General features: G+C 59.0%; 17 protein-coding genes. 5 read left to right on the top strand and 12 right to left on the bottom strand.

Going from position 1 to position 22,614, the window contains the following annotated elements; genetic code table 11:
- Position 1: 1 nt before the first annotated feature.
- The 12 genes from GZ093_RS05920 to GZ093_RS05865 form a co-directional block, all read right to left on the bottom strand.
- Positions 2–769: a serine protease gene (locus GZ093_RS05920; RefSeq protein WP_296483409.1), complete on the bottom strand. Its 768-nt coding sequence runs from the start codon at positions 767–769 to the stop codon at positions 2–4.
- 53 nt (positions 770–822) lie between these two features.
- Positions 823–1,818, bottom strand: coding sequence for a nucleotidyltransferase family protein (locus GZ093_RS05915; RefSeq protein ID WP_296483407.1), 996 nt, complete (start codon positions 1,816–1,818; stop codon positions 823–825).
- Between the two features lie 35 nt (positions 1,819–1,853).
- On the bottom strand, positions 1,854–2,771 hold the full coding sequence (locus GZ093_RS05910) for an HprK-related kinase A (protein WP_296483404.1): 918 nt from the start codon (positions 2,769–2,771) through the stop codon (positions 1,854–1,856).
- Entirely contained in the window at positions 2,768–3,094 is a 327-nt protein-coding gene (locus GZ093_RS05905) for a hypothetical protein (RefSeq protein WP_296483401.1), read from the bottom strand. The genes GZ093_RS05910 and GZ093_RS05905 overlap by 4 nt, the downstream gene beginning before the upstream one ends.
- A gap of 3 nt (positions 3,095–3,097) precedes the next feature.
- Positions 3,098–3,844 (bottom strand): hypothetical protein, encoded by a 747-nt coding sequence (locus tag GZ093_RS05900; RefSeq protein WP_296483398.1) that lies wholly within the window; start codon positions 3,842–3,844, stop codon positions 3,098–3,100.
- A 280-nt stretch (positions 3,845–4,124) separates the two neighbouring features.
- Positions 4,125–6,899, bottom strand: coding sequence for an XrtA/PEP-CTERM system TPR-repeat protein PrsT (gene prsT, locus GZ093_RS05895; RefSeq protein ID WP_296483395.1), 2,775 nt, complete (start codon positions 6,897–6,899; stop codon positions 4,125–4,127).
- A gap of 37 nt (positions 6,900–6,936) precedes the next feature.
- Entirely contained in the window at positions 6,937–8,298 is a 1,362-nt protein-coding gene (gene prsR / locus GZ093_RS05890) for a PEP-CTERM-box response regulator transcription factor (RefSeq protein ID WP_296483393.1), read from the bottom strand.
- Positions 8,295–10,406 (bottom strand): XrtA/PEP-CTERM system histidine kinase PrsK, encoded by a 2,112-nt coding sequence (gene prsK, locus GZ093_RS05885; protein WP_296483390.1) that lies wholly within the window; start codon positions 10,404–10,406, stop codon positions 8,295–8,297. Before prsK ends, prsR begins: the two co-directional genes overlap by 4 nt.
- Before the next feature lie 52 nt (positions 10,407–10,458).
- Positions 10,459–11,844, bottom strand: a complete 1,386-nt coding sequence (locus GZ093_RS05880) for a TIGR03013 family XrtA/PEP-CTERM system glycosyltransferase (protein WP_296483388.1) — start codon at positions 11,842–11,844, stop codon at positions 10,459–10,461.
- A gap of 198 nt (positions 11,845–12,042) precedes the next feature.
- A complete protein-coding gene (locus tag GZ093_RS05875; RefSeq protein ID WP_296483385.1) occupies positions 12,043–14,010 on the bottom strand; it encodes an O-antigen ligase family protein in 1,968 nt (655 codons plus the stop codon).
- Positions 13,994–15,238 carry a pyridoxal-dependent decarboxylase, exosortase A system-associated gene (locus GZ093_RS05870; RefSeq protein ID WP_296483382.1) on the bottom strand — a complete coding sequence of 415 codons (1,245 nt, stop codon included), beginning with the start codon at positions 15,236–15,238 and terminating at the stop codon, positions 13,994–13,996. The genes GZ093_RS05875 and GZ093_RS05870 overlap by 17 nt, the downstream gene beginning before the upstream one ends.
- Positions 15,239–15,277: 39 nt before the next feature.
- Positions 15,278–16,894, bottom strand: coding sequence for an acyl-CoA ligase (AMP-forming), exosortase A system-associated (locus GZ093_RS05865; RefSeq protein ID WP_296483379.1), 1,617 nt, complete (start codon positions 16,892–16,894; stop codon positions 15,278–15,280).
- Positions 16,895–17,021: 127 nt separating this feature from the next.
- Between GZ093_RS05865 and GZ093_RS05860 the strand changes: the two genes are divergently transcribed.
- The 5 genes from GZ093_RS05860 (at position 17,022) to GZ093_RS05840 (ending at position 22,546) form a co-directional block, all read left to right on the top strand.
- Complete coding sequence (locus GZ093_RS05860; protein ID WP_296483376.1) at positions 17,022–17,273, top strand: phosphopantetheine-binding protein; 252 nt, start codon at positions 17,022–17,024, stop codon at positions 17,271–17,273.
- 42 nt (positions 17,274–17,315) lie between these two features.
- Positions 17,316–18,164, top strand: a complete 849-nt coding sequence (locus tag GZ093_RS05855; protein ID WP_296483374.1) for a hydrolase 2, exosortase A system-associated — start codon at positions 17,316–17,318, stop codon at positions 18,162–18,164.
- Positions 18,161–19,045 (top strand): hydrolase 1, exosortase A system-associated, encoded by an 885-nt coding sequence (locus GZ093_RS05850; protein ID WP_296483371.1) that lies wholly within the window; start codon positions 18,161–18,163, stop codon positions 19,043–19,045. The genes GZ093_RS05855 and GZ093_RS05850 overlap by 4 nt, the downstream gene beginning before the upstream one ends.
- 1 nt (position 19,046) lies before the next feature.
- Positions 19,047–20,249, top strand: a complete 1,203-nt coding sequence (locus GZ093_RS05845) for a DegT/DnrJ/EryC1/StrS family aminotransferase (protein WP_296483368.1) — start codon at positions 19,047–19,049, stop codon at positions 20,247–20,249.
- Between the two features lie 146 nt (positions 20,250–20,395).
- Positions 20,396–22,546, top strand: a complete 2,151-nt coding sequence (locus tag GZ093_RS05840) for a GNAT family N-acetyltransferase (protein ID WP_296483366.1) — start codon at positions 20,396–20,398, stop codon at positions 22,544–22,546.
- Positions 22,547–22,614 lie beyond the last annotated feature (68 nt).

Below are 22,614 nucleotides of genomic sequence, written 5' to 3'. Positions count from 1 at the left end.
CTCAGTTGTTCTGCCTGCGTTGCAGCAACGGCAGAATATGGTTGGCAGGTATGGCGTAGCTGATGCCCGAGGGATGGGTCAAGGCCGACTCCCGGGTACCCTTGATGAACACCATGTTGACCACGCCCAGCACTGCACCGGTGTCCGGGTCAAATGCGGGCCCGCCACTGTTGCCGGGATAAGCCGTGCCATCGAGCTGGAAGATATCGAAGCTGGCGCCATCACGCAGGCTGAGGATCGCTTTTTCATTGAGACGCTGTCCTGACGGGCTGGGCAAGGCCGCCGCCACAATCGAAGACACCATGGCGCGGTGCGTGACCGGTGAGAAACCTAATGCGCCCCCAATGGGAAAGCCCATGAAGGCAATCGCCTGCCCCTCGCGTACGGCGCCCGAATCGCCCAGCCGCAGCGCCGGTGCCGCCGGGCCGTCAAACCGCAACAAGGCCAGGTCATGGCGCTTGTCCACTTCAAGCACGGTCGCCTGGCGCACCTGCCATTCGTTGTCACCGACCTTGACGTGGACCACCAGCGCCGCCTCGACATCTTCTTTCCCCGGCGGCTGCAGCACATGGGCGTTGGTGATGGCCAGGTTGCTGCTGCCCAGATTTCCATGGGCCACGACAAAGCCGGTGCCGCGCAAGGAAAAGCGCGGACTGTCGGTTCTCTTGTAGATACCCACCAACAGCACCGACGGTTTCACTTTGACAATGGCGCTGGGCAGGTCGGCTTTGAGCGGTCCGGCAAAAAAGACACTCACAAAGACAGCCATGAAAAATGGCATTGACTTCATTTTGCGGCGCCCCCTGATTTCAATTCCATAGCTTAAGTCTGCCCGATCCGAATGTCCTTGCTGGACGTCATGCGCAGGAGACTCTTGCGAATCAGGTGCGGCACCAGGAGATGCATGGGCATTTTCATCCAATGAGAGTAGGTTAGTAAGGCCATGCCGGCCAATTCACCAGCCACCGTGGTGTTGCCACTGGTTTGCCTGGCGGCACGGTCAACACAGGCCTGAAGCCACCCGGCACGCTCACCTTCAACGAGGTCTTTTGCAAACAGGGCGCGGGCGGCGCCGATGGCAACTCCGGTCAACGCATCAACATTTAGCTCACAGGCACGATTATGGAGTTGTTCCATGCCTGCGGCTGAACCATGGTGTTGGCGCAGCAGCAAATGGAGGTCGTACAAATCCCGCATCAGTTTCTTCGGTTCCCCCTCTTGCAGCAAATGCAGGGCGCAGTGAATGACACGGTCCGTCGCCGAAAGGACGAAGATACCCGGGCGAATCTCCACCATGCGTTCAAACAGCTGATCGGGATTGACGTAATAGCGCGAGACCGGGGGGTTGATGGCGTGGTGCAAATCAACCACGGTATGGCGCCGCACATGTTCCATCGGGGGCACTTCATGCATCCAGTTGCGGTAGTACGCAAGGTCGTAGTCATTGACCCGGCTGGGCTTCCAACCGACAGAAGCGAGATCGGCCTCGACCGCCTGCATATCTTGTCGACGCACCAGAACATCAATGTCCGAGAAGATGCGTCCGGCTGCGTTGTCGTCCGCGCAGGCGACATAGGCACAGCCCTTGAGCAACACCAGGGGAATGGTCGGGTTTACGGCGCGACGCAGGGTGGACGTCTCCCAACTAACCGATTCGTTGCGCCGCGTGACGGTCCGATTGGCCAGAGCCAGATGACGCTGCACTGGCGCGGGCACCTGGTCGAGCAGTTGTGCGCGCTGAAGCGAAGCTGCCACTTGCCCCAGCAACTGGGTATTGCGACCTTGCTCAATGATCTCATTCCAGTGTGGATCAGTCACATCGCTGATACCCTGGGGTGAGCGCAAAAGCGCAATCAGTCTGGATGCCGACACGTTGCATCAACCCATTGCAGGATGGAGGAGAGATCGCCATATTCCACCGCGTAACATTTCGCGTGGACGATGGCGTGGGCCAGCGCTTCAAAACCATCAGCGCCCAGCAGGCCGACATTAAAGGTGTTTTTCATCAACTCCGTCAGGGTAGCCGCGCGTGAGAGCGGTTCAAACACCAGTTCAGCGCCCGATCTGAATCGAGGAAAAACCACATAACCGATGGGCGCCGGTTTCTCGCCTGCTGTCACAGCAGCGCTTGCAGCGCGAGCGTAGGCAATCGAGCCCTTGTGGGTGTCCGCCACCGGCACCGTCATGTCGGCGCATGGGAACTGACTCCCGATCAGGCCAATCGACGTTCCTTTGAGGCTGATAGGCCGGGGAACAGCCTGAACCATGCCATCGGACTGGGAGACAATTGTCAATTCATCAGACAGCAGGCGCCAGCCGCCAAAGGTGAGCGCCGCACACAACGTACTTTTGCCCGACCCCGGCTGGCCCGGCAGCACCAACGCCTGACCCGCGCGTTCAACCACCGCCGAGTGGATGACCGTGTGCAGGCCGCTGGCGCTGGCCACGCACCAGTTCAGGCCCCATTCAAAAAGCGGGTGGGTCTGCGCCAGCGGCATCGCCGGGAACGGACTGCTGCCGTCCCAGTCGAACACAACTTCCCAAGGTTTCCAAAAATTCGGTCGGGTTTTTGCGAGCCGAATGCGAAAATCATAAAAACCGCAGGGCTCCGTCTCGACGGCATGGTCTTGGTACAACTGGCACAACGGGCTTGACAGTAGCCCCGTATCCGAACGAACAAGACAGCGAAATGACGCCACCTGCAAACCCTCACCACGCAAGCAGTGCTCGATGTCGAGTTCGGAAAGCTCGCCCATCCGGGTGGAACTCATGGCCTCATTGCCAAGGCGAAACCGGCAGGACTGACATGGCTTATTGCAAGGCAGGCTCCGAGGCTGAGAAGCGTTGACTCTAGATCGGCGCCGGAAACATAGTTTTCAAGGCTCGCGTTTGGTACTGGCACGTTCAACAGGCCGATCAGTCTGGCAACCGGCATGTCCTTCAGACTGCGCCACTGGCTTGCGGTACACAGCAACACATCACCCGAACCGGGAATGAAAAGAGCGACCTCATCTTCACCTGAAAATTGGACACCGACCACATCGCCAACACGATCTACCAGTAGCAACGCGTCAGCCCCCAGGTTGGCCGCCAAGACTCAGCTCCAAGTTTGCGAAAGAAAAGCCTTGATCTGCCCGTCTGTCAATTGACTGCCGCCCGGCACCAAGCGGCCGGCAGAAGCAATCTCCAGCACGTCCTGAATCGACAGGACATAGGTGCCAGGCATGGCGGCCGCATTCAGGTAGGCGGCACAAAAGTGCCACTCAAGAGAGCCATTTGCCTCCAGCAAAATGCGACTGAAACTGCGGCGTTCAAAAGAGCTCGTAAAGACAGCGTTGTATTTGGTGCCCGTGTCCCAGCCATCCGCATTTTGGGGAAGTCCCCTGTACTGCAAATAATCGCTCGGATTCCAGGTATAGGTCGTGCCTTCAGTTCTATCTGACTTGCGCTCAGTTTTCCTTAACCCTTGTTCAAATGAATAGGTCTTGTTTCCTTGGGTCGTGATCGTTTCAAACGGAGCAATCGGCCAAGGATACGGGGGCTGAAAGGTCCGTCCGTTGGGGTTGGGTTTCCAGTAGCCTGGTGACAACCCAAGACGACTGCTGCCCGCCGTGTGGGTATGAGAGGATGCAATGCAGTTAACACCGTCACCGGAAGGATTAATTGATGTCATAGTCGGTCCGGACAGCCCGGGAGGGCAGGCCGCAGCCATGGCAGAACGCCCGCTCACAGCCAAAACGACAGGCGCCGCAGCCAGCCCAGCACGCAACAACCGCCTGCGGCCAATGCCGCCATGCCCAGAACCCTTTGGCACATGCCGCGAGTCAGATTGAATATTACTCATAAACGCACCCCACGTTACACCTTCCACCAGCTCACTCACGCAACTTTGCGTCTTTCAATTCAATTCATTTTGATGCTGGTACAAGGTTACAAACCTTGATAAAACTCAAGCAGACCGTTTCGATCGGCAGAGACTTTTCAGTTCATGCAATTTTTATGCCCATCACTGCAAACCATTGATTCATAAGAAAATTCTGAACCAAACAAATCATTCAAATAGCGGCCTGTCAACTTTTTCGACAGTAGCAAGACCAAGCACATCGAGCCATTGCGCTTATCTTCTATAAAGTCTTTAACAGACTTGCAACCTCTGTCTGATCCGCGAATTTGTCACCCATTTTGGCGAGCTCGTCGAGTTCCTTCCTGGCCAGCTCTCTGCTGCCGCCCTTGAGGTGAATTTTGGCCAAATTGAGTTTGAACAAGGCGTTTTGTGGCTGCAGCGCCAGCGCCTTGTTCTGAAGCGCGACCGCTTTGGCGTACTCACCTTTGTCTGACAACAACACCGCCAGCGTGTCCATGAATGCGGGCTGGTTAGGTGCCAGGGCATTGGCCTTCTCGGCAAAGCCCACGGCGCCCTCCTTGTTGAGTTTTCCGCTCACCCAGGCCAGGTTGTTGTAGGCCATTGCGCTATTCGGCTCCACCTTGACCACTGCCGCATAATTTTTTTCAGCACTGACGTAGTCCTTGCGTGCCAGGGCGGCATCACCCAGATGCAGCAAGAAGGCAGCATCTTTCGGATGCTCTTTCTGCCAGCTGTTGGAAAACTTGTCCGCCTCGGCGTCTTGACCGGCCGCCCCCAAGACCGCGTGCAGCTTGATCGCCAGCTCCGGCGCCATCACGCGTTTTAGCCCGCCGCGATAGGCGGTGATGGCGCGGTCCCATTCCTTCTGCGAGGCATGGATGTCGCCCTCCAGGGCGTAGCCCACCGCCTCTGCGGGGCGTTGTTGCTGCACCGAGCGCGCCACAGTCAGTGCGTCCTCGGGCTTCTTGCCGTCCAGCGCCAGCGCAATCAAGGCGCGCTGCGCCTCCAGCAGGTCGGGCTTGATCTCGATCGCCCGGTGCAGGCTGGCAAGCGCCGCCTGCGTGTTCTTGGCTGCCAGATGCACCTCCGCCAAGCGCATATGGGGCAACACCGACAGGGGCTGCATCGCAGCCAGCTTGGCGTAGCTGGCAATGGCCTGGTTGGACTCGCCTGCCGCCTGTTGCGTACGACCCAACGCATCAAGCAGCTCAGGGCTGTCTGGCAAGGCGGCCACACCCTCCTGGGCCGCAGACACCGCCGCTTTGAAGTCCTTCTGGCGCAGATCAAAATCAATCAGCAGCAAGCGCGAATTCACGTCTGCGGGGTTGGCAGACACCGCACTGCCCATCAGCTTCGCAACTTCATCTTTGGCCGCCCCCGACCTGACCGCGAGTTCGGCCAGCGCCAACCACGCCTGGTTGTTTTTGGGGTCCTTGGCAAGCACCGCCTCAAAGCGTTTTTTTGCTGCGTCGGGCTTCTTCTCTGCCAGGTCGAGCCCGGCCAGGCTGGCCACTGCCGGGAAATAATTGGGATCAATCGCCAGCGCGCGCTGCAAACTCGTTTTGGCACCGCTCACATCATTTTTGGCCAACAGCGTTCTGGCCCGCAGTTGCGCCGCAAACGGCTTATCCGGCTGCTTTTTCTCCAAGCCATCAATCGCTTTCAAGGCTTGGTCAAATTCCTGTCGTTTCAAGTGCACGCTGATCAGGGCCAGGTCGGCACTGGTGCCTGTATCTGACGCGGCGATGTTCTGCAACTCATCAAAGGCGCCGTCGGTCGCGCCACTCACCAAACGGGTGAGCGCCAGCGACGTTCGCTTTCTTCCGTCCTGGGGTGACTGCTGGGCAGCCTTGGCAAAATACTCCTCGGCCTTCTTCAGGTCGCCGTTGAGCAGATAGACCTCGCCCGCCACGGACAGCAATTGTGGATCAACGCTTTCCCGGCTCAGACCTGGCGCCAAGGCGTCCAGGGCCTTGGCCGCTTGCCCGGCGCGCATATAGCTCACGACCAGCGCCCGCCGCGCCAGCAGGGAAGCCGGAGCGCCCTGCACCGCCCGGCTCAAATAGTCCTGCGCCGCTGGCAAGGCATTGAGTTGCAGCTCAACCAGCCCCGCCAGCTGCAAAACCTGAGCACTCTTGGGAACCTGCTGCACAACCAGCTGCAGGATTTGCCGGGCCAATTTGAAATCTTTCTTTTGATAGGCCAGTTGCGCTTCCAGGTATTGGGTTTGCGGTTGGCGGGCCGCTGTTTTTTTCAAGTGTTCAATTTGCTGTGCGGCATCCGTGAGCTTGCCCTGCTGCAGCAACAGCGTGATCAAAGACACTTGACCCGGCATGAAATCGGGCCTGATCTCAAGCGCCTTGCGGTAGGCGGCCAAGGCCTCGTCCGGCTGATTCTTGCCATACAGCAGCAAGTCGCCTTTGAAGACCCAGGCCTCCATGCTGCCAGGCGACTTGGCGATCACCTCCTCGGTCATGGCCAGCGCCTGGTCGAACTCGCGCTGCCCCGCCTTTTTCCGGGCCTGTACCAGCAGCGCCGGCGCAAAACCCGGGTCCGCCAGCAACGCGGCCTGCAGGCTCGCCTGCGCTTGCTCGGTCTTGCCCTGCATCGCGTAGGCCGAAGTGAGCGACACCTGCAGACTGGCTTTGGCCGACGCCGCGCCGAGCTCGGTCTTGGCAAACTCGTCCGTCAGTTTGCGGGCCTGCCCTTGCGCCAGTAACGCTTTGGCCAGTTGCGGCACCACCGCATCTTGCGGGTGCTTCATGTCCAGCGCCTTGCGCAGTTCCAGTTCGGCGCCAGCCGGGTCTCCCGTGTCGAGCAGTGCGGTACCCAACAAGTAGCGCGCCTCAGGCAAGTCGGGGTTGCTCTGCAGCGCATTCTTGATTTGAATGACCGCTGCCTTGTTGTCGTTCTTGGCCATGTAGTCTTTGGCCGAGGCAAGCATGACATCGGGCTTGTCGCTGCAGGCTGTCAGCAACATCGACACCAGCAGCGCCGACAAAGCGATTTGAGGCTGAAATTTTCTAACGTTCATTAGGCTATCCTGAAATAACAGTGAAAGAAAAGCGGCACTATTTCAAAGCGAGTCGGTGCATCAGGTCGTACAAGGTGGGGCGACTCACCCCAAGTAGATCAGCGGCCCTGACCATGTTGCCGTTGACGCGACCCAGCGCCGCCACAATCGCCCGTTTCTCGGCGTCGTCACGGATCACACGCAGATCCAGGGAGGTGTCGGCTTCATCGTTCTGCGGACCTTTCAGACCCAGGTCATCGCAGCCGATTTGACTGCCATCGGCCATGATGGTGGCGCGTCTGATGCAATTCTCAAGCTCACGAATGTTGCCCGGCCAAAGATGGTTTTCAACCGCCTGCACCGCATCGTCGGCCAGCGTCATGGCAGACCGGTTCTGTTCTTGGACAAAACGTCGCACAAAGGCGTGCGCCAGCAACGCAGCGTCGCCCACGCGCTCCCGCAGGGGCGGGATCTTGACCACGATCTCGGCCAGTCGGTAATAGAGATCTTCGCGAAAACGGCCATCTTTGCTCAACGCGGCCAGGTCCTGATGGGTTGCACACACGATGCGGACATCGACCGCAATTTCTTGCCGACCGCCGACGCGCTCGATCACTCGCTCCTGCAAAAAGCGCAGTAGCTTGGCCTGCAATGACAAGGGCAAATCCCCGATTTCATCGAGCATCAAGGTGCCGCCGTGGGCCATTTCAATTTTTCCCAGCGTCAGCTTGGCAGCGCCGGTGAATGCCCCTTTTTCATAGCCAAACAATTCACTCTCCAGCAAGTTCTCTGGAATGGCCGCACAGTTGATGGCCACGAACTTCTCCACCCGCCGGGGTGACGCCTGGTGCAGACCACGCGCCAGCACCTCTTTGCCCGTGCCGCTTTCGCCCAGCAGCATGACGGTGGCATTGCTGCTCGCCACTTTTTCAATCGTGCGGCAAATGCGCAACATCTCGGGGTCGCGCGTCGTCAAGCCCGAGAGCGCATCGGGTTGGTGCAGCGCCTGGAGCCGCCGGTTCTCCCTTTGCAGCTCAAACATCTTGAAGGCACGCTCCACCGTCAAATTGAGCAACTCCGGCTCGAACGGTTTGGCGAAAAAATCATAGGCCCCCATGGCCACCGCACGCAGGGCATTGGCCTGATCGTTCTGTCCGGTCAGGACAATCACCTTGATGTCAGGATCAAAAGCCATCACCTGCTCCAGCAACTTGAGTCCTTCGGACACCGAGTCGGCATCGGGCGGCAGCCCCAGGTCCATCGTGATCACCGCGGGCAGGCATTTGCGCATTTGCAGCAAGGCGCTGCTGCGATCATGGGCGGTCACCGACTCAAAGCGGTCAAGCGACCATTTGATTTGCTTTTGCAGCGCCAGATCGTCTTCCACGATCAGCAACGAGCGCACGGTCTCCGGCGTCATGCAGCCTCCAGCGCGTGAAGGTCAGAGGTATTTTGTGCCTCAAACAGGGGTAATAACATCTTGACGGTCGTTCCTTGATTGGGCGAGCTGTCGACCTCAATCTGGCCGCCCAGTTCTTTGACGTACTGAAAACTTTCATAGGCACCAATGCCCATGCCGGAGAGCTTGGTGCTTTGAAACGGCTTGAACAGCCGCTCCCGTATGAAGTCTTGCGACATGCCATTCCCGGTGTCGCCAACGACAATTCTGGCTTGACCGCGCGCGCGATCCAGATTGAGCCAGACCCGCCCCGACGGGTCGGTCGCGTCCAATGCGTTCTGCACCACATGGCCGATGACCCGCTCCAGGCGCTCCTCATGACCGCGCGTCACCACGGGCTCTGACAGATTGACCTCCAGCGTTCGACCCTGGCCGGCCGCCTGCGCCTCAATGCGTTGAATGATGCCGCCCAGGTTAACGCCGAATGCCGTCCCTGGCGGCGTCGCGCCTTCGCGCAACTGCAGCATCAACTGGCGCATTCGGTCGAGTGAATTTTCGACGGTCAACAACATGTCTTGCTGAAATTCCGGGTTATCGCCCAGCCGCTTGGCGTTTTTCATCATGAGCGAGAGCTGCGTCACAATGTTTTTCAGATCGTGCACCACAAAGGCCGACATGCGATTGAACGCATCAAACTTGCGCACTTCCAGCAGGGCTTCGGTCGCTTGCATCTGGGCCAGAAAGCTGGCCGCCTGCTGCCCAGCAGTTTTTAACAGATCGATCACTTCCCAGTTCACATCGACCCGCGTTCGTGCGCTGGCCAGCACGACAAAACCAGTCAGCTCCGACCCGACCATCAGCGGCACCACCAGCCAGGCCTGCTCCAGGTCCTGCAGCCAGCGTGGCAATTTCAGTGCGCCATAGCGCCGGGAATAGGACCGGTATTCTTCCAGATTGACGACCCAGCCACTGCTCGCCAAGAACTGGCAGAGCGGGGAGTTGACGTCCTCTTTCTCTAGCGCCTGCGCCAGATTCCAGCGCGCTGTCTGGCTGAAAGCAGTTTCACCCTTTGACCTCATCCACAAACCACCGGCCGGACTCTCCAGCATGTCTGCCAAACCTCGGATCACCTGCTGCCCCATCTCTTGGGGCGAGTCTTTGGCCGACAAGGTGCGGGTAAATTTGAGCCATTCCTCGCGGTAGTCAAAACGGTAACGAAAAAAATGCTTTCCCAGAAATACCCGAAGGCGGGCCCGCACCGACCCTGACAGCATCAGCACCGAGAGGACCACCAGAGCCACAAATACCAGCGCCAGTTGGAGTGCTCGGCCCCATTCGCCACCAAAGTAGCGCACGTAGTAGCCGACGCCGGATATGAACAGCAGGTAAATACCAGCCATCAGCAACGTCGCTGAATGGAATGCGGCCTTGGGTGACAGCCGGATGCTGGCGACCCAGTCGCTTCGCCGCGTGGTTGAGAGCAACAATAGCGGCACCACCAGCGTATGCACAGCGCCACGGATGCTGAGCGCATCGCCGTCCAGACGGTTGAACAACGTGGCCTCTGAAAACAAATACAAGTCGAACAAAAATGCGCTCGCCAAACCCAGGCACAGGGGCTTGATGTTCCAGCGCGACTCTTCTGCCACGTTTCTAAAAACCTGCTCCAGCAAAATCATAGCCAATACTGACAACGCCATGGAGCTCAACAGAATCTGTCTTGACGCATCTCCCAGCACCTGAATGCGCAGGGCAGCAAAGGCGATGGCCAGCAGCCCAAACCCCACTACCGCTGCCGCCAGCGGAACCATCCAGGCCGTGCCGATGGCGGCCCCCGTTGCTCGGCTGGGCTGCAACAGAATCAGAAGAAAAGCATACCAACAGGCGTAGCGCAACAGGTCAGCTACGGTGCTCAACAGCAGGAATACGGGTGCGCCGGTCAATAGCAGCGCCAAGCCAAACCAACCCCACATTGCGCTCCATGACACAGCCGCGAGCACCGCGACTTTGGACCACTCGCGCTTGGCCCGCCCGTAGCCGAGCTGGAGCAGCCGCAGGGCAAACGCCGAATAGGCCAAACCCACCAGGCCATAACTCCACGTCGTCAGCGCAAGATTGGTCTTATCCATAACTCAACTCAAGCCGCACGGCAGCGGCCTCGTCAAGAGAGTACGAATCATGTTAATGAGCACCCGCGCCCATCAGGACGACGCCAACCGTCTCAAACAGCACGACCAAGTCAAGAAACAGCGAGTGATTTTTAACGTAGTAAAGGTCGTACTGCAACTTTTCAGCCGCGTCTTCAACCGAAGCACCGTAGTGGTAGCGCACCTGCGCCCATCCGGTGACACCCGGTTTGACACTTTGACGCACTGCGTAGTACGGCAGCTCTTGTGTCAGCTTGTCCACAAAGTAAGGCCGCTCTGGACGCGGCCCGACCAGACTCATGTCGCCGCCGAGCACGCTGAACAGCTGCGGCAGCTCATCAATACGCAGCTTTCGGATAATCCGGCCGACGCGCGTGACGCGGTCATCAGCCGCCTGGGCCCAGCGGGGTTTGCCGTCTTGCTCGGCGTCCTGGCGCATGCTACGAAACTTGATGACGTTGAAGAGCCGCCCGTTCAAGCCGACGCGTTCCTGCCGGTAAAAAATCGGCCCACCACTCTCCAACAGAATCAGGATGCAGGTCAGAAACATCACCGGCAAGGTCAGCAGGATCAACAAGGTCGCGCACACCAGATCAAAGAGCCGCTTAACCACAGTGCGCGCCAGGCCTTGTTTGAATCCATCCCCAAAAATCAGCCACCCCGCCGAGACCGCGTCACGGCGAATCTGCCCTAAGGTCGTCTCAAAGTGGGTGGCAATGTCGACTACCCGCACACCATGCAGCTTGCAGTCCAGCAATTCACGCAAGGGCATGCTGCCGCCCCGGCGCTCGCTCAAAGCGACCACAATCTCATCGACGCGCTCGTCCATCACAATGTCGGTCAATGATTTTTCAGGCGACAGCAGATCCCAACCGGAGATCGCAGCTACCGCTTCATTGGGACTGGCGTAATAGCCGACCAGGTCCACACTGGGGTCTGCGTTCTTCAGGGTGCGCCCCACCAGCTTGGCCCGTTCCCCCGAGCCAAACACCAGCACACGCTGGCGCATCATGGCGCGCGGTGTGGCGTGCGCCATGTAGATGCGGTGCATCAGCATCAGGGCCACAGCAACAATCAGCGCCAACAAAAACGTTGCCTCGTCCAGCGGTGTGAGCGGTGACAAACGAAAGATGATGTAGGCCAGTGACAACGAAAGACACATGGACAAGGCGGCGCGAGCGCGCGTCTGGCCCAAAGTGCGGTTGTGCACGCGCTGATAGAAACCCAGACCCATATTGATTACCAAGATGCCGATGGCAGACAGGACGGTCACCAGCACCACCACCATGGGGGAAACTGATGCTGGATCTGCCGCCTGCGACAAAACCGCGACCACGACGGTCACGACCAGCAGCCCCAAGTCAAAGCACACCTGCAAAAACGTCCGCTTGTGAAAATAGTGATCGAATATTTTTATCATGTTCAAGCTCCACAGTCCCTTACCCGAAATCGAGTCTGCCCTGCCAAGCCTTGAAGCGTTTGATTTTTCGCAACCGACCAAGAGAAACGGGACCTGACTTAGGTCAAGTTTGCGCATTGGCAGATTTTTGTGGCGGGCAAGCGCGGGCGAGGACCGGGACCGCTGCAATGCAATAGAGAAAACGCTGGGGGTAAGCGGTCACTCAAGCTCTTGCGCAGCTTGCAGTGAAAACGATAGCAAGAGAAACAGCAGGAAAGCCACCCTGGGCACATCCATCAGGCTGCTGACCAGCCCAACGAGCAAAGCCCCGCTCAATGAGGCCGCCAGATAGGGGGCCTGCGCGCTGGCCCGGGCGCGGCCGAAGACCAGATGCCAAAGGGCATACGCCACCAACGCGGCAGACAGCAGCAAACCCACAAGGCCGCGCTCAATCAGCAGTTCTAGAAACAGGTTGTCGATGTGCCACGGCACAAAGTAGGACTGTGCTAGCGGGAACCAGTGCGCCATGCCGCCGGCGAAGTCGCCATTGTCAAGTGGCTGCGCCGGATACCCCCCCATCAGGCTCACGTTGTCAAAATCGGCAGCCCCACCCGCATTCACAACCGACAAGGACAGCATGGACAAACGGGGGGCATGCCAGCGCCCACCCGCGAACGTCGGCCCATGGAGTGGCAGCACCATGTTCTGCCATTCGTTTTTACCTGGCAAGACCCGAATCAATACCACTTGGCAACGACCGTCATAGAGCAAATGCCGTTCGCACAACTCCAGGTAGACGTCGGCGGTGTGCTGAACCCGAACATCCAGACTGACGCGATGGACGGCTTTGGATACGTTGACCACACACTGCGTCAAAGCATACTGGCCCCCCAATCTTTTCAAAGTAGGGGGACCGCGCACCGTCACAAAAACGTTGGCTGCCTCGCTCGGCTCTTGCTCCTCTCGCAACGTCACCTCGCCCGAGAACTCACCTTGAGGACCATGAACCGCATAGTTGGCTGGCAAACGCCCAAGCCCCTTACCCAGCAGCCAGTCGGTGGGGCCATCCAGCAAATCAAGGCCCCGGCGCCAATGTTCAACACGACTACCGAAGTCCCGATCCGCGCTGGCCAGGCGATCCATCATGAATGAACCTCCCCCCAGCACCGCTGCCACCTCGGCCACCAGCGCCAACATCAGCACCGCACTGGCCCTCGCCCGCCAGCCCTCGGGCCGGTAGCGCCGCCACGCCGGGCCAAAAAAGGCGCGCGCATTGAAGTCGGTCTTTTGCGCCCACAGCAGCCAGCCCAGCAACAGCAATGGCGCGGCAACCGCCAGGTAGACGCCACGGGAAAATGTGGTCAGGCAAGCATAGGCCGTCAGCAAAGCGAGTGCGGCAGCGGCGATCCACAACAGGGGGCGTTGGGCCGCGAACAAGGCCCACACCACAAACGGCGTTGCCAACGCCAGGTAGCCGTCTATCGCCGCGCCGCCTACATGCATTTCCCAAAACAGGGCAACGGTGCGATATGGCGTGGAAAAATCCAACAAACTGGGAAACGCGGCACGCTCCCACAAAACCGCCAGCGTGACCACCGTCAAACCGACCACCATGCCGCCCGCGAGCCGCTGACCGGCCAACTGTCCTGAATGCTTGAGTTCACGCTGCAACAGGGGAACAAAAAGCAGCGCAAAGCCCAGACTCTTGAACACGCGCAAGCTGTTCAGCGCATCGGTGTAACCGGCAAACCAGTTAAAGCTAAAACCACCGGCGTCGATGAAGCCGCGCCACAAGGCCAGCAGACCCGTGATTCCAAAAAGACCCAGCACGGCCATGGTCCGCCACGAAGCAAGAGGCATTTCTGACGCGCTGCCTGTCCGCACCGACCAAACTAGGCGTCCATAAGCTCCGGCCAGGGCGCCCAGCAGCAAGATGTCGAATTCCTCAAAAACAAGCCAGCCGGTCCAGCTTGAAAAATTCAGCAGCGGCAGCAAGGCGGGCAGCACAAAAAGCCACAGGCCCGGCCGCCACGCCGCGATCAAGCACCAGATCGAAAAGGCGGCCAACACCGACATCGGCCACAAAGGGTGGTGCCAGGCCAGCGCCGCCCCGGCACACAAGCTGCCCAAAGCAACGAGCAACCAGAGGGGATGCTTCAGGGGGCCGCCCCTAAACAAGTACTTCAAGACAAGCGGGATGTCCCAAAAAGCCTTGCGGGCTGGCGCTGGCGCCATAAGCGCCCGACTGGAATACCACCACCAGATCGTCGACCTGCGCCACCGGCAAAGCCATGCGGTCGGCCAGCAGGTCCAGCGGCGTGCACAAAGGCCCGACCACCGACGCTGTTTCTGTCTCCGACGAGTCGGCCTTGTTGCCAATCGTCACAGGGTAGTTTTTGCGTATCACCTGGCCAAAGTTGCCGGACGCTGACAGATGGTGATGCAGCCCGCCGTCCGCCACCAGATACACCTGCCCGCGCGATACCTTGCGGTCCACAATGCGGGCCACGTAAACCCCGGCTTCGCCCACCAAGTAACGACCCAGCTCGATCACCAACGCGGCGTCGGGCAACTCGGTCTGCGCCCGCTGAACCAGTTGGGCCAAGTTGTCGCCAATCGGGGCCAGGTCCAGCCGCTGTTCACCCGGAAAGTAGGGAATGCCAAAGCCGCCACCCAGATTCAGAAAACGCACCGGCGCCGGCGCATGCTGTGCCAGCCGCAGCGCCAGTTCGTAAGACTTTTGCTGCGCTTCGCAAATCGAATCCGAACGCAAATTCTGCGAACCGGCAAACAAATGAAAGCCTTCAAAGGCCAGACCGGCACGGCCAATGCTGGCCAGCAGTTCGGGGATTTGCTCCACATCCACACCAAACTGCTTGGGGCCACCGCCCATTTTCATGCCTGAACCCTTGAGTTCAAAGTCGGGGTTGACCCGCACCGCCACCCGCGCGTTCAAGCCCAATTCGCCGCAAATGGCCTCCAGCGCCGCCACTTCGCGAAACGATTCAAGGTTGATCAGCACGCGCGCAGCCACCGCCTGGCGCAGCTCGGCATCGCGCTTGCCCGGTCCGGCAAAGCTGATTTCCAGCGGGTTGGCGCCGGCATCCAGTGCCACCTTCAGCTCGCCCGCCGAGGCCACGTCAATACCGTCTACCAAACCCGCCATCAAACCCACGACCGCGGGCATGGGGTTGGCCTTCATCGCGTAGTGCAGCTTGACCGTCCCGGGCAGCACACCGCGCAGCGCTGCCACCCGGGCGCGCAACAACGAACGGTCATAGGCATAAAAAGGCGTTTGCCCCGCGCGCGCGGCCAGCAGTGACAAACGCTCGCCACCCACTGTCAATTCGCCGTCACGCACGGAGAACTGGTTCATGGGGGCATGCACGGGCAGTTGGCGTTCAGTGAGGGTCATAAGGTGGGTTCCGCTTTCAACTTCAGGACGAAGCGGTGCTCAAGCGGCATGCCGCTCAAGCCACTCGGTTGCCAGCAATTTGCGGTCGATCTTGCCGTTGGGATTGCGCGGCAGCGGCCCGGCGACTATCTCGATGCCTGATGGCACCATGTAGGCGGGCATACGGGCACGGCATTCATTTATTAGATCATTTAGGCCTCTAGCCCGCGTACCTACTGCATTAGTAGCTATTACTTGTATAGCATGACCCAAACTGGGGTGATCCACGCCAAAGGCCACGCACTCGCCCACCATTTGGGTGGCGTACAAAATCTCTTCCACCTCGGTGGGGCTGACCCGGTAGCCCGATGTTTTCATCATTTCATCGCGTCGGCCAATGAAATACAAGAACCCCTCGGCATCTTTGCGCACCGTGTCACCCGAAAAAACCGCGTATTCAGGCAATTGCAGGCCAGGCTGGCGTCCGGGGGCGTCCGCGGCCAGCAACTTGTAGCGCTCCGCCGTCTTCTCGGCATCATTCCAGTAACCCATGCCCACCAGCGCGCCGCGATGCACCAGTTCGCCAGGCTCCTCCGGGCTGCACGCAGACCCGTCTTCACGCAGCACCAAAATTTCAGCATTCGGGATGGCCTTGCCAATCGAATCGGGGCGGCGGTCAACCTCATCCGGCGGCAGGTAGGTGGAGCGGAATGCTTCGGTCAGGCCATACATCAGAAACGGTTTGGCCTGGGGCACGCGCTGGCGCAGCAGATTCAGTGTCTCGCGCGGCATGCGTCCGCCCGTGTTGGCGAAGTAGCGCAACTTCTCATTGATGGCGGCGGGCCACTCCAGTTGCGCCAGCTGGATGTACAGCGGCGGCACGGCGGTCAGCCCGGTCACTTTTTCGCGCTCCATCGCCTTGAGCACATCGCGCGGCATCAGGTAATTGAGCAACACGACGCGCGCGCCGGCATGAAACGCCGTGGTGAGTTGGCTGAAGCCCGCATCAAACGACAAAGGCAGCGCCGCCAGCAGCACGTCTTCGGGCTTGTTCTCCAGGTAAGACGCCACGCTCTTGGCACCCGCCACCATGTTGCGGTGCGACAGCACCACGCCCTTAGGCCTGCCGGTACTGCCCGAGGTGTAAAGAATGGCCACCATGTCGACGTCAATCACACGGTGCCCAGGCCGGGCCGGGCTGCTGAGCAGGTCACGCCAGGAGACCAAGGCCAACGGGCCTGGCAGGGTGAGGTCGGCTGGGGTTGAAGGGGCCACAGCATCGGTCACCACCACATGGCGCAGGTCATGGCACTCAGCCAGCACGTCCTTCATCAAGGCCAGACGCTCCGGCGACGTCACCAGCACGCGCACATTGCAGTCACGCAAAATGAAGGCCACCTGCTCCGGTTTCAGCAGCGGGTTGACCGGCACAAACACCGCCCCAGCCGCCGGTGCGCCAAAGCTGGCGATGACAGTTTCGAAACGTTTTTCAAGATAAATGGCGACCCGCTCACCACGATCCAGGCCCAGGCCCAACAAGCCAGCGGCAAACTGGCTGACGCTGGTGCTGAGCTCTGCGTAACTCAAATGTGAGGTGCCACTGGTGAGTGCAATCGCCTTCGGCGTGCGCTGGGCCGTGAGGGTTATCAGTTCGGGTAGGAGTGTGGATTCGGTCATAGAAATTCAAGAAAAAATCATGCCAATTGAGAAAAACCATGCGGACACAAGACATCACACAACCCGCACGCGCTTTTGAACCCTAGAATAATCCTGATCGACAAAGTTGCCTCCCAGGGAGATTTAATTGAACATAGCACAAGAAGTACTTCGTGTTGTTGACGAAGTTCTAAGTCTGAATGGACGCTCCGCCACCTTCACGCGCGACACACCGTTGCTGGGCGCCATCCCCGAGCTCGATTCAATGGCGGTTGTGACGCTCATCACCACCCTTGAAGAACAGTTTGGCCTGGTGGTTGACGATGACGACATCGATGGCTCAACCTTTGCCACAGTGGGCTCGCTGACTGACTTTGTCAGCGGCAAACTGGCTGCTTGAAGCGCCCCTTCTGTGCAGCCGGACGCTTTTTTTCTGCCAACCTTGGCTGCGCAGTCCAGCCAAAGCGACCAACGCTTTTGCCTGTTTTACCCGGCTGAATGTGACGCGAGTGGCGGTGCTGCCCGCGGCCTGGTGCTGTACATCCACCCCTTTGCCGAAGAGATGAACAAGACCCGCCGCATGGCGGCCTTGCAGGCTCGTGCGCTGGCCCAGGCGGGTTACGCCGTGCTGCAGATGGACCTGCTCGGTTGTGGCGACAGTTCGGGCGACTTTGGCGACGCCAGCTGGCAAAGTTGGGTGAGCGACGTGGTGCAAGGCTGCCATTGGCTGCGCATGCAAAGCAACACGCCTGGCGCGGATTCGCACCAACTGCCGCTGTGGCTGTGGGGCCTGCGCTCCGGCTGCCTGCTGGCGGTGGAGGCAGCTACGCAGCTTGGCGCGCCCTGCAACTTTCTGTTCTGGCAGCCGCCCGCTGCCGGCAAGCTCTTATTGCAGCAGTTCTTGCGCCTCAAAGTGGCGGGCGACCTGTTGGGCGGCCAGGCTAAGGGCGTCATGGAGGGTATGCGCCAGCAGTTGGCCGCTGGCTCGCCGGTAGAAATTGCGGGCTACCTGTTGTCGCCTGGACTTGCATCCGGCCTGGAGCAAGCGAGCCTGGTGCCACCTGCCGGCCAAGGCCCGACACAGCGACTGGAATGGTTCGAGCTGTCCACGCGTGAGGATGCCGGTTTGGGCCCGATCTCGGCAGGAACCATCGTTCAGTGGCGGCAAGCGGGCTATAAGGTTGGCAGCCACATCGTACGTGGCCCAGCGTTCTGGCAAACCACCGAAATAGAAGATGCTCCGGCCTTGATTGCTGCGACCACGGCCGCCCTCGTCGGCACGCCCGCATGAACTACACCGAAGAGACCACCCTCTTCGCCTGCGAAGGCGACACCTTGCTGGGCATTCTGGCCAAACCAGAGATCCCGACGAACACCGGTGTGGTCGTGATTGTGGGCGGCCCGCAGTACCGGGTCGGCAGCCATCGGCAATTTGTGCTGTTGTCGCGCGCGCTGGCCGCGGCTGGCTACGCGGTGCTGCGCTTTGACTACCGGGGCATGGGCGACAGTGAAGGCCAGCCCAGACAGTTTGAGACGGCCAGCGCCGACATCGCGGAGGCCATTAACGCCCTGCAGCAGCGGGTGGCTTCGGTGCGGCAAGTGGTCTTATGGGGACTATGCGACGGCGCCTCGGCGGCGCTGCTTTACTGCTTTGGGATCAACGATCAGCGTGTGCGCGGCTTGTGCCTGCTCAACCCGTGGGTGCGTTCCGAGGCCAGCCTGGCGCGCACCCAGATCAAGCACTACTACACGCAGCGCCTGATGCAACTGGCGTTCTGGAAGAAGTTGCTGAGTGGCAGGATGGCGCTGGACGCGCTCAGTGACCTGACCGACAACATCCGGCTTTCCACCTCAGGCTCAGGCCGGCTGCGCACTGAGAAGCAAGGCTTTCAGCAAGGCATGGCCCTGGGCTGGCAGCGCTTTGACGGACCCATTTTGTTGCTACTCAGCGGTGATGATTACGTGGCCAAGGAATTTTTGGAATACGTCACCACGGATGTTGCCTGGAAGGACAGCTGGGCCCACCCCCATTTGCAGCGTCACAGCTTGCGCGAGGTCGATCACACCTGCTCCAGCGCAGCATCACGCCAATGGGTTGAGCAGCTCACGCTGGACTGGCTGACAAAGCAGTCCGCACCGGGCCAACCCAGCCGTGACAGTGTGGTGGCCTGAGATGCACTATCAACGCTTTGACCCCAGCGGTTGCGATTTCCCCAAACCGCGAGTGCCCATGCTCGCGCCCTTTAGCCGGCACACGCTGGGATACGGCCAAGCCAATTCAAAGAACCCCGCTGATGACGGTCATAGTGTCTGCCATTTCAGCCGGGCACGGTATGCCCTGCTGGAGGCCTACCGTCAATCCGGCGTTGGCCTGGAGGGCGGGCTGATGGCGCCCGCCTACCACTGTCGCACCATGCTGGACCCGGCCATCTGCCTGGGGGCCAAAGTCATTCTTTATCGTTTGAATCCCGACCTTTCAGTTGACCTCAGCGCCTTAGTCACCGCACTGGAAAAATGTCAGCATCCGGTCAAAGCCCTTCTGGCAACGCACTACTTTGGCTTCGGTCAAAATCTTGCGCAAGTCAAGAGCCTATGCGATCGGTACGCTATCGCCTTGATTGAAGACTGCTCGCACGTCCTGTTTGCTGGTTCGGACAGAATTGTGCCGGCAGCCGCGGGCACCGCCTTGGGTAAATCCGGACGCTTCTGCGTTGCCAGCCCCTATAAATTTTTCTCTTGCGAAGACGGCGGAACGTTGTGGGCCACGACAGCGCAAGGCCTTCTCTGTCACAAGCAACGTCGTCCGAAATTATTCAATGAAGTCAAATCATGGCTGCGTGCGGCGCAACACGCATGCGCCGCCCCCCTGCTTCCAGATCCCAGCACCTTGTCCGATCAAATCAATGCATGGACAAGCCTCCCCCTGCCCACTGGCCAAGACGGACCAGTGCACGATGAGCACGCGTCTCAACACTACGTGGAGGCCGATGCGTCGCTTCAAAGTCTGGCGGGCTCTCGGTGGATCATGCGCCACACCAACATCACCCGCCTGGTCGATCGAAGGCGCCTGCATTACCAGCAATGGGTGAATGCAATGGCAGGCTTGCCACATTGCCGGACGCTGTTTCCGGAACTGCCACATGATGTCGTTCCGTATGCATTTCCACTCTACCTTGAGCAGCCGGAAACGCACTTTTATGCACTGAAGATGCTGGGGGTGCCTGTGTGGCGTTGGGATGATCTAGCAGTTTCGACTTGCCCAGTTGCAACGGACTTTCGCCTAAGACTATTACATCTACCCTGTCACCAGGAATTAACGGCAGAGCAGATGCTCTGGATGACTTCAGCCGTGCAGTTGGTCATGCGCCAACTTTGAGATTACGCAATGCGCGGCAACCGATCGACTCGACAATCTGCGGAATGAAACTGCACCACAAAAGACGGCCAGATATGCTCAACAGGCCCATGACAAGCCTGCTGAACGGCCTGCAATGTGGCTCCGGCCTCTTATAAGTGGCTATAGTGAACCAGTGGCAGATCGCTCGCGTATCAAGCGGGCTTGGCGAGTATGCCGCGCAGTGGGACGCCCTGAACATGCGCCGTTTCAATGCCCACCCGCTGCTGGACAGTCGCTTTGTAGACACCTTGCTGGAACATTTCGGAGAGGGGTCAGAACATCTCTGCATCCTGACGACCAACGGTGAGCCAGAGGCGATGTGTTTGCTTCAACGAGGGAGACTCGGCGTCTGGCGCTCCTTTCTGCCGTCCCAAGCGCAACTCGGCCCTACCTTAATGCCCAACCCGAATGCCCTGCAGGATTTGATGCGGAGTTTGCCAGGCATCGTCACGCGACTCGATTTATTGTGCACTGACCCCGAGCTCGGCAACCTGTCAAAAGGGAATTGCGTAACGACCACAGGCCAAAACCACGCGCTTACCATGAACATTCGTTTGGACGAAACTTTTGAACGCTATTGGGCGCAACGCTCCAAAAACCTAAAAAAAAATATGGACCGCTATGAGCGGCGTCTTGCTATCGACCACCTTGATCCAAGGTTTTTGTGCATTTGCGGGCCCGACGCCGTCGGTCCTGCCTTGGCGCGATACGCCGAACTTGAATCCAAGGGGTGGAAAGCCGAACTTGGAACAGCCATCAGCATCGACAGCCGTCAAGGCCGTTTCTACACCTCACTGTTAAACCGGTTCTCGCTCACCGGAAATGCCATTGTCTTTGAGTTGTGGTTCGGCGCGCAGCTAGCGGCATCCCGGTTGGTTATTGGCTCTGCGGATATGCTGGTCATTCTCAAAACCACCTACGATGAAGCGCTTGAACGCTATGCACCTGGACGCCAGCTTTTGAAGGCGATCATCGAGAGTCTTTTTACCAGCCACCGCGGCAAGGTCCTTGAGTTTTATACAGACGCCAACGCCGACAACTTGGCATGGGCCACCGGAAAACGCTGGATGAAACATGTCAGTGTGGCGCGTAGCGTCACAACCGAGAACATTCTTCAGCTGTTGTGGGCGTCTCGGCAGATGGTGACCTTTGAACCCAAACCTCCTGTGCTGGTGAGCGACACGCTTGCCATCAGCGTGTATCACCATACCGACGAGTTTCCGCACGATGTGCAGCAGTTCTTTGAAGAAAGGACCAAAGACAACGTGGAGTTCAGCGCCGCGTGGTACCGCAATCTCTTGAACACGGTTTACGACAACCACAATGGCATCTGCATCTATGTGCTGAGAAAAGGTGGACGGACGGTGGCCGCCTTGCCGATGCTGGTCAAACAACGTCTGTCGGGCAAGTGGATGGAATCGTTGGGCAACTACTACACGTCAATCTATGCGCCGCTAATTGACCCAGACCTCAGGGCTCGCGACTTGGCTCATCTACTCAACGCAGCCAAAGAAGCGTACAAGCCGCTCAACTCATTCAGGTTTGCGCCGATGGATCCGGAGTCTGGCAGCTTCTGCACCCTGCTAGAGGCTCTTCGTTTAAGCGGGTTCGCAACCTTTCGGTTCTTTTGTTTTGGGAACTGGTATCTGCCCGTCAGTTGCGACTGGAAAGAATACCTGCAAAGTCGGGAAGGCAAACTGCGTAACACCATCCGGCGGATGAAAGCCAAGCTGACGGCACAGGGCGGCGTGTTAGAGCTCATAACCAATGGCAGCCAATTGGAACGAGGGTTGGCAGCCTACCAACAGGTCTACGCCTCGAGTTGGAAGAAACCCGAACCCTACCCAAACTTTATTCCTGAACTAATTCGCACCTGCGCCGCCAACAATTGGCTTCGCCTCGGGGTGGCCTGGCTAAATGGAATCCCAATTGCAGCGCAGATATGGATCGTGGCTAACCGCAAGGCCGATATTTACAAACTTGCCTATGACGAATCCCACAAGTGTTATGCCCCCGGCACTTTGGTGACGGCAATGCTGATGGAGCACGCCATCGAGAAAGATCGAGTAACGGAAGTGGACTACCTCATTGGGGATGATTCTTACAAAGAGTCCTGGATGAGCCACCGGCGAGAGCGTTTCGGAATCATGGCCTACAACCCAAGAACCATCAGTGGGCTGTTCGGCCTGGGCCAGGAACTGTTGGGCAGGGAGCTAAAGCCGCTTGTATCACGCACCAAGAGCGTACTGAGAAAAATGCCGAGACCTGGGAATTGATTTTTGACCGACTGGCAGAGTGAGCCATTGCCAAGCGCGCACGGGCGCAGATGCGAAAAATACACCAA

It is taken from the genome of Rhodoferax sp. (assembly GCF_010365055.1).
In the GTDB taxonomy this organism is placed as follows: domain Bacteria; phylum Pseudomonadota; class Gammaproteobacteria; order Burkholderiales; family Burkholderiaceae_C; genus Rhodoferax.
Note: the sequence above shows the minus strand (reverse complement) of the source record. Positions and strands in the feature narration are given on the sequence as shown.

Coding starts and splice junctions, on each gene's coding strand:
- GZ093_RS05920 (WP_296483409.1), bottom strand. CDS start 769: ATGGCTGTCTTTGTGAGTGTCTTTTTTGCCGGACCGCTCAAAGCCGAC.
- GZ093_RS05910 (WP_296483404.1), bottom strand. CDS start 2,771: ATGAGTTCCACCCGGATGGGCGAGCTTTCCGAACTCGACATCGAGCAC.
- GZ093_RS05900 (WP_296483398.1), bottom strand. CDS start 3,844: ATGAGTAATATTCAATCTGACTCGCGGCATGTGCCAAAGGGTTCTGGG.
- prsT (WP_296483395.1), bottom strand. CDS start 6,899: ATGAACGTTAGAAAATTTCAGCCTCAAATCGCTTTGTCGGCGCTGCTG.
- prsR (WP_296483393.1), bottom strand. CDS start 8,298: ATGACGCCGGAGACCGTGCGCTCGTTGCTGATCGTGGAAGACGATCTG.
- prsK (WP_296483390.1), bottom strand. CDS start 10,406: ATGGATAAGACCAATCTTGCGCTGACGACGTGGAGTTATGGCCTGGTG.
- GZ093_RS05880 (WP_296483388.1), bottom strand. CDS start 11,844: ATGATAAAAATATTCGATCACTATTTTCACAAGCGGACGTTTTTGCAG.
- GZ093_RS05870 (WP_296483382.1), bottom strand. CDS start 15,238: ATGACCCTCACTGAACGCCAACTGCCCGTGCATGCCCCCATGAACCAG.
- GZ093_RS05865 (WP_296483379.1), bottom strand. CDS start 16,894: ATGACCGAATCCACACTCCTACCCGAACTGATAACCCTCACGGCCCAG.
- GZ093_RS05850 (WP_296483371.1), top strand. CDS start 18,161: ATGAACTACACCGAAGAGACCACCCTCTTCGCCTGCGAAGGCGACACC.
- GZ093_RS05845 (WP_296483368.1), top strand. CDS start 19,047: ATGCACTATCAACGCTTTGACCCCAGCGGTTGCGATTTCCCCAAACCG.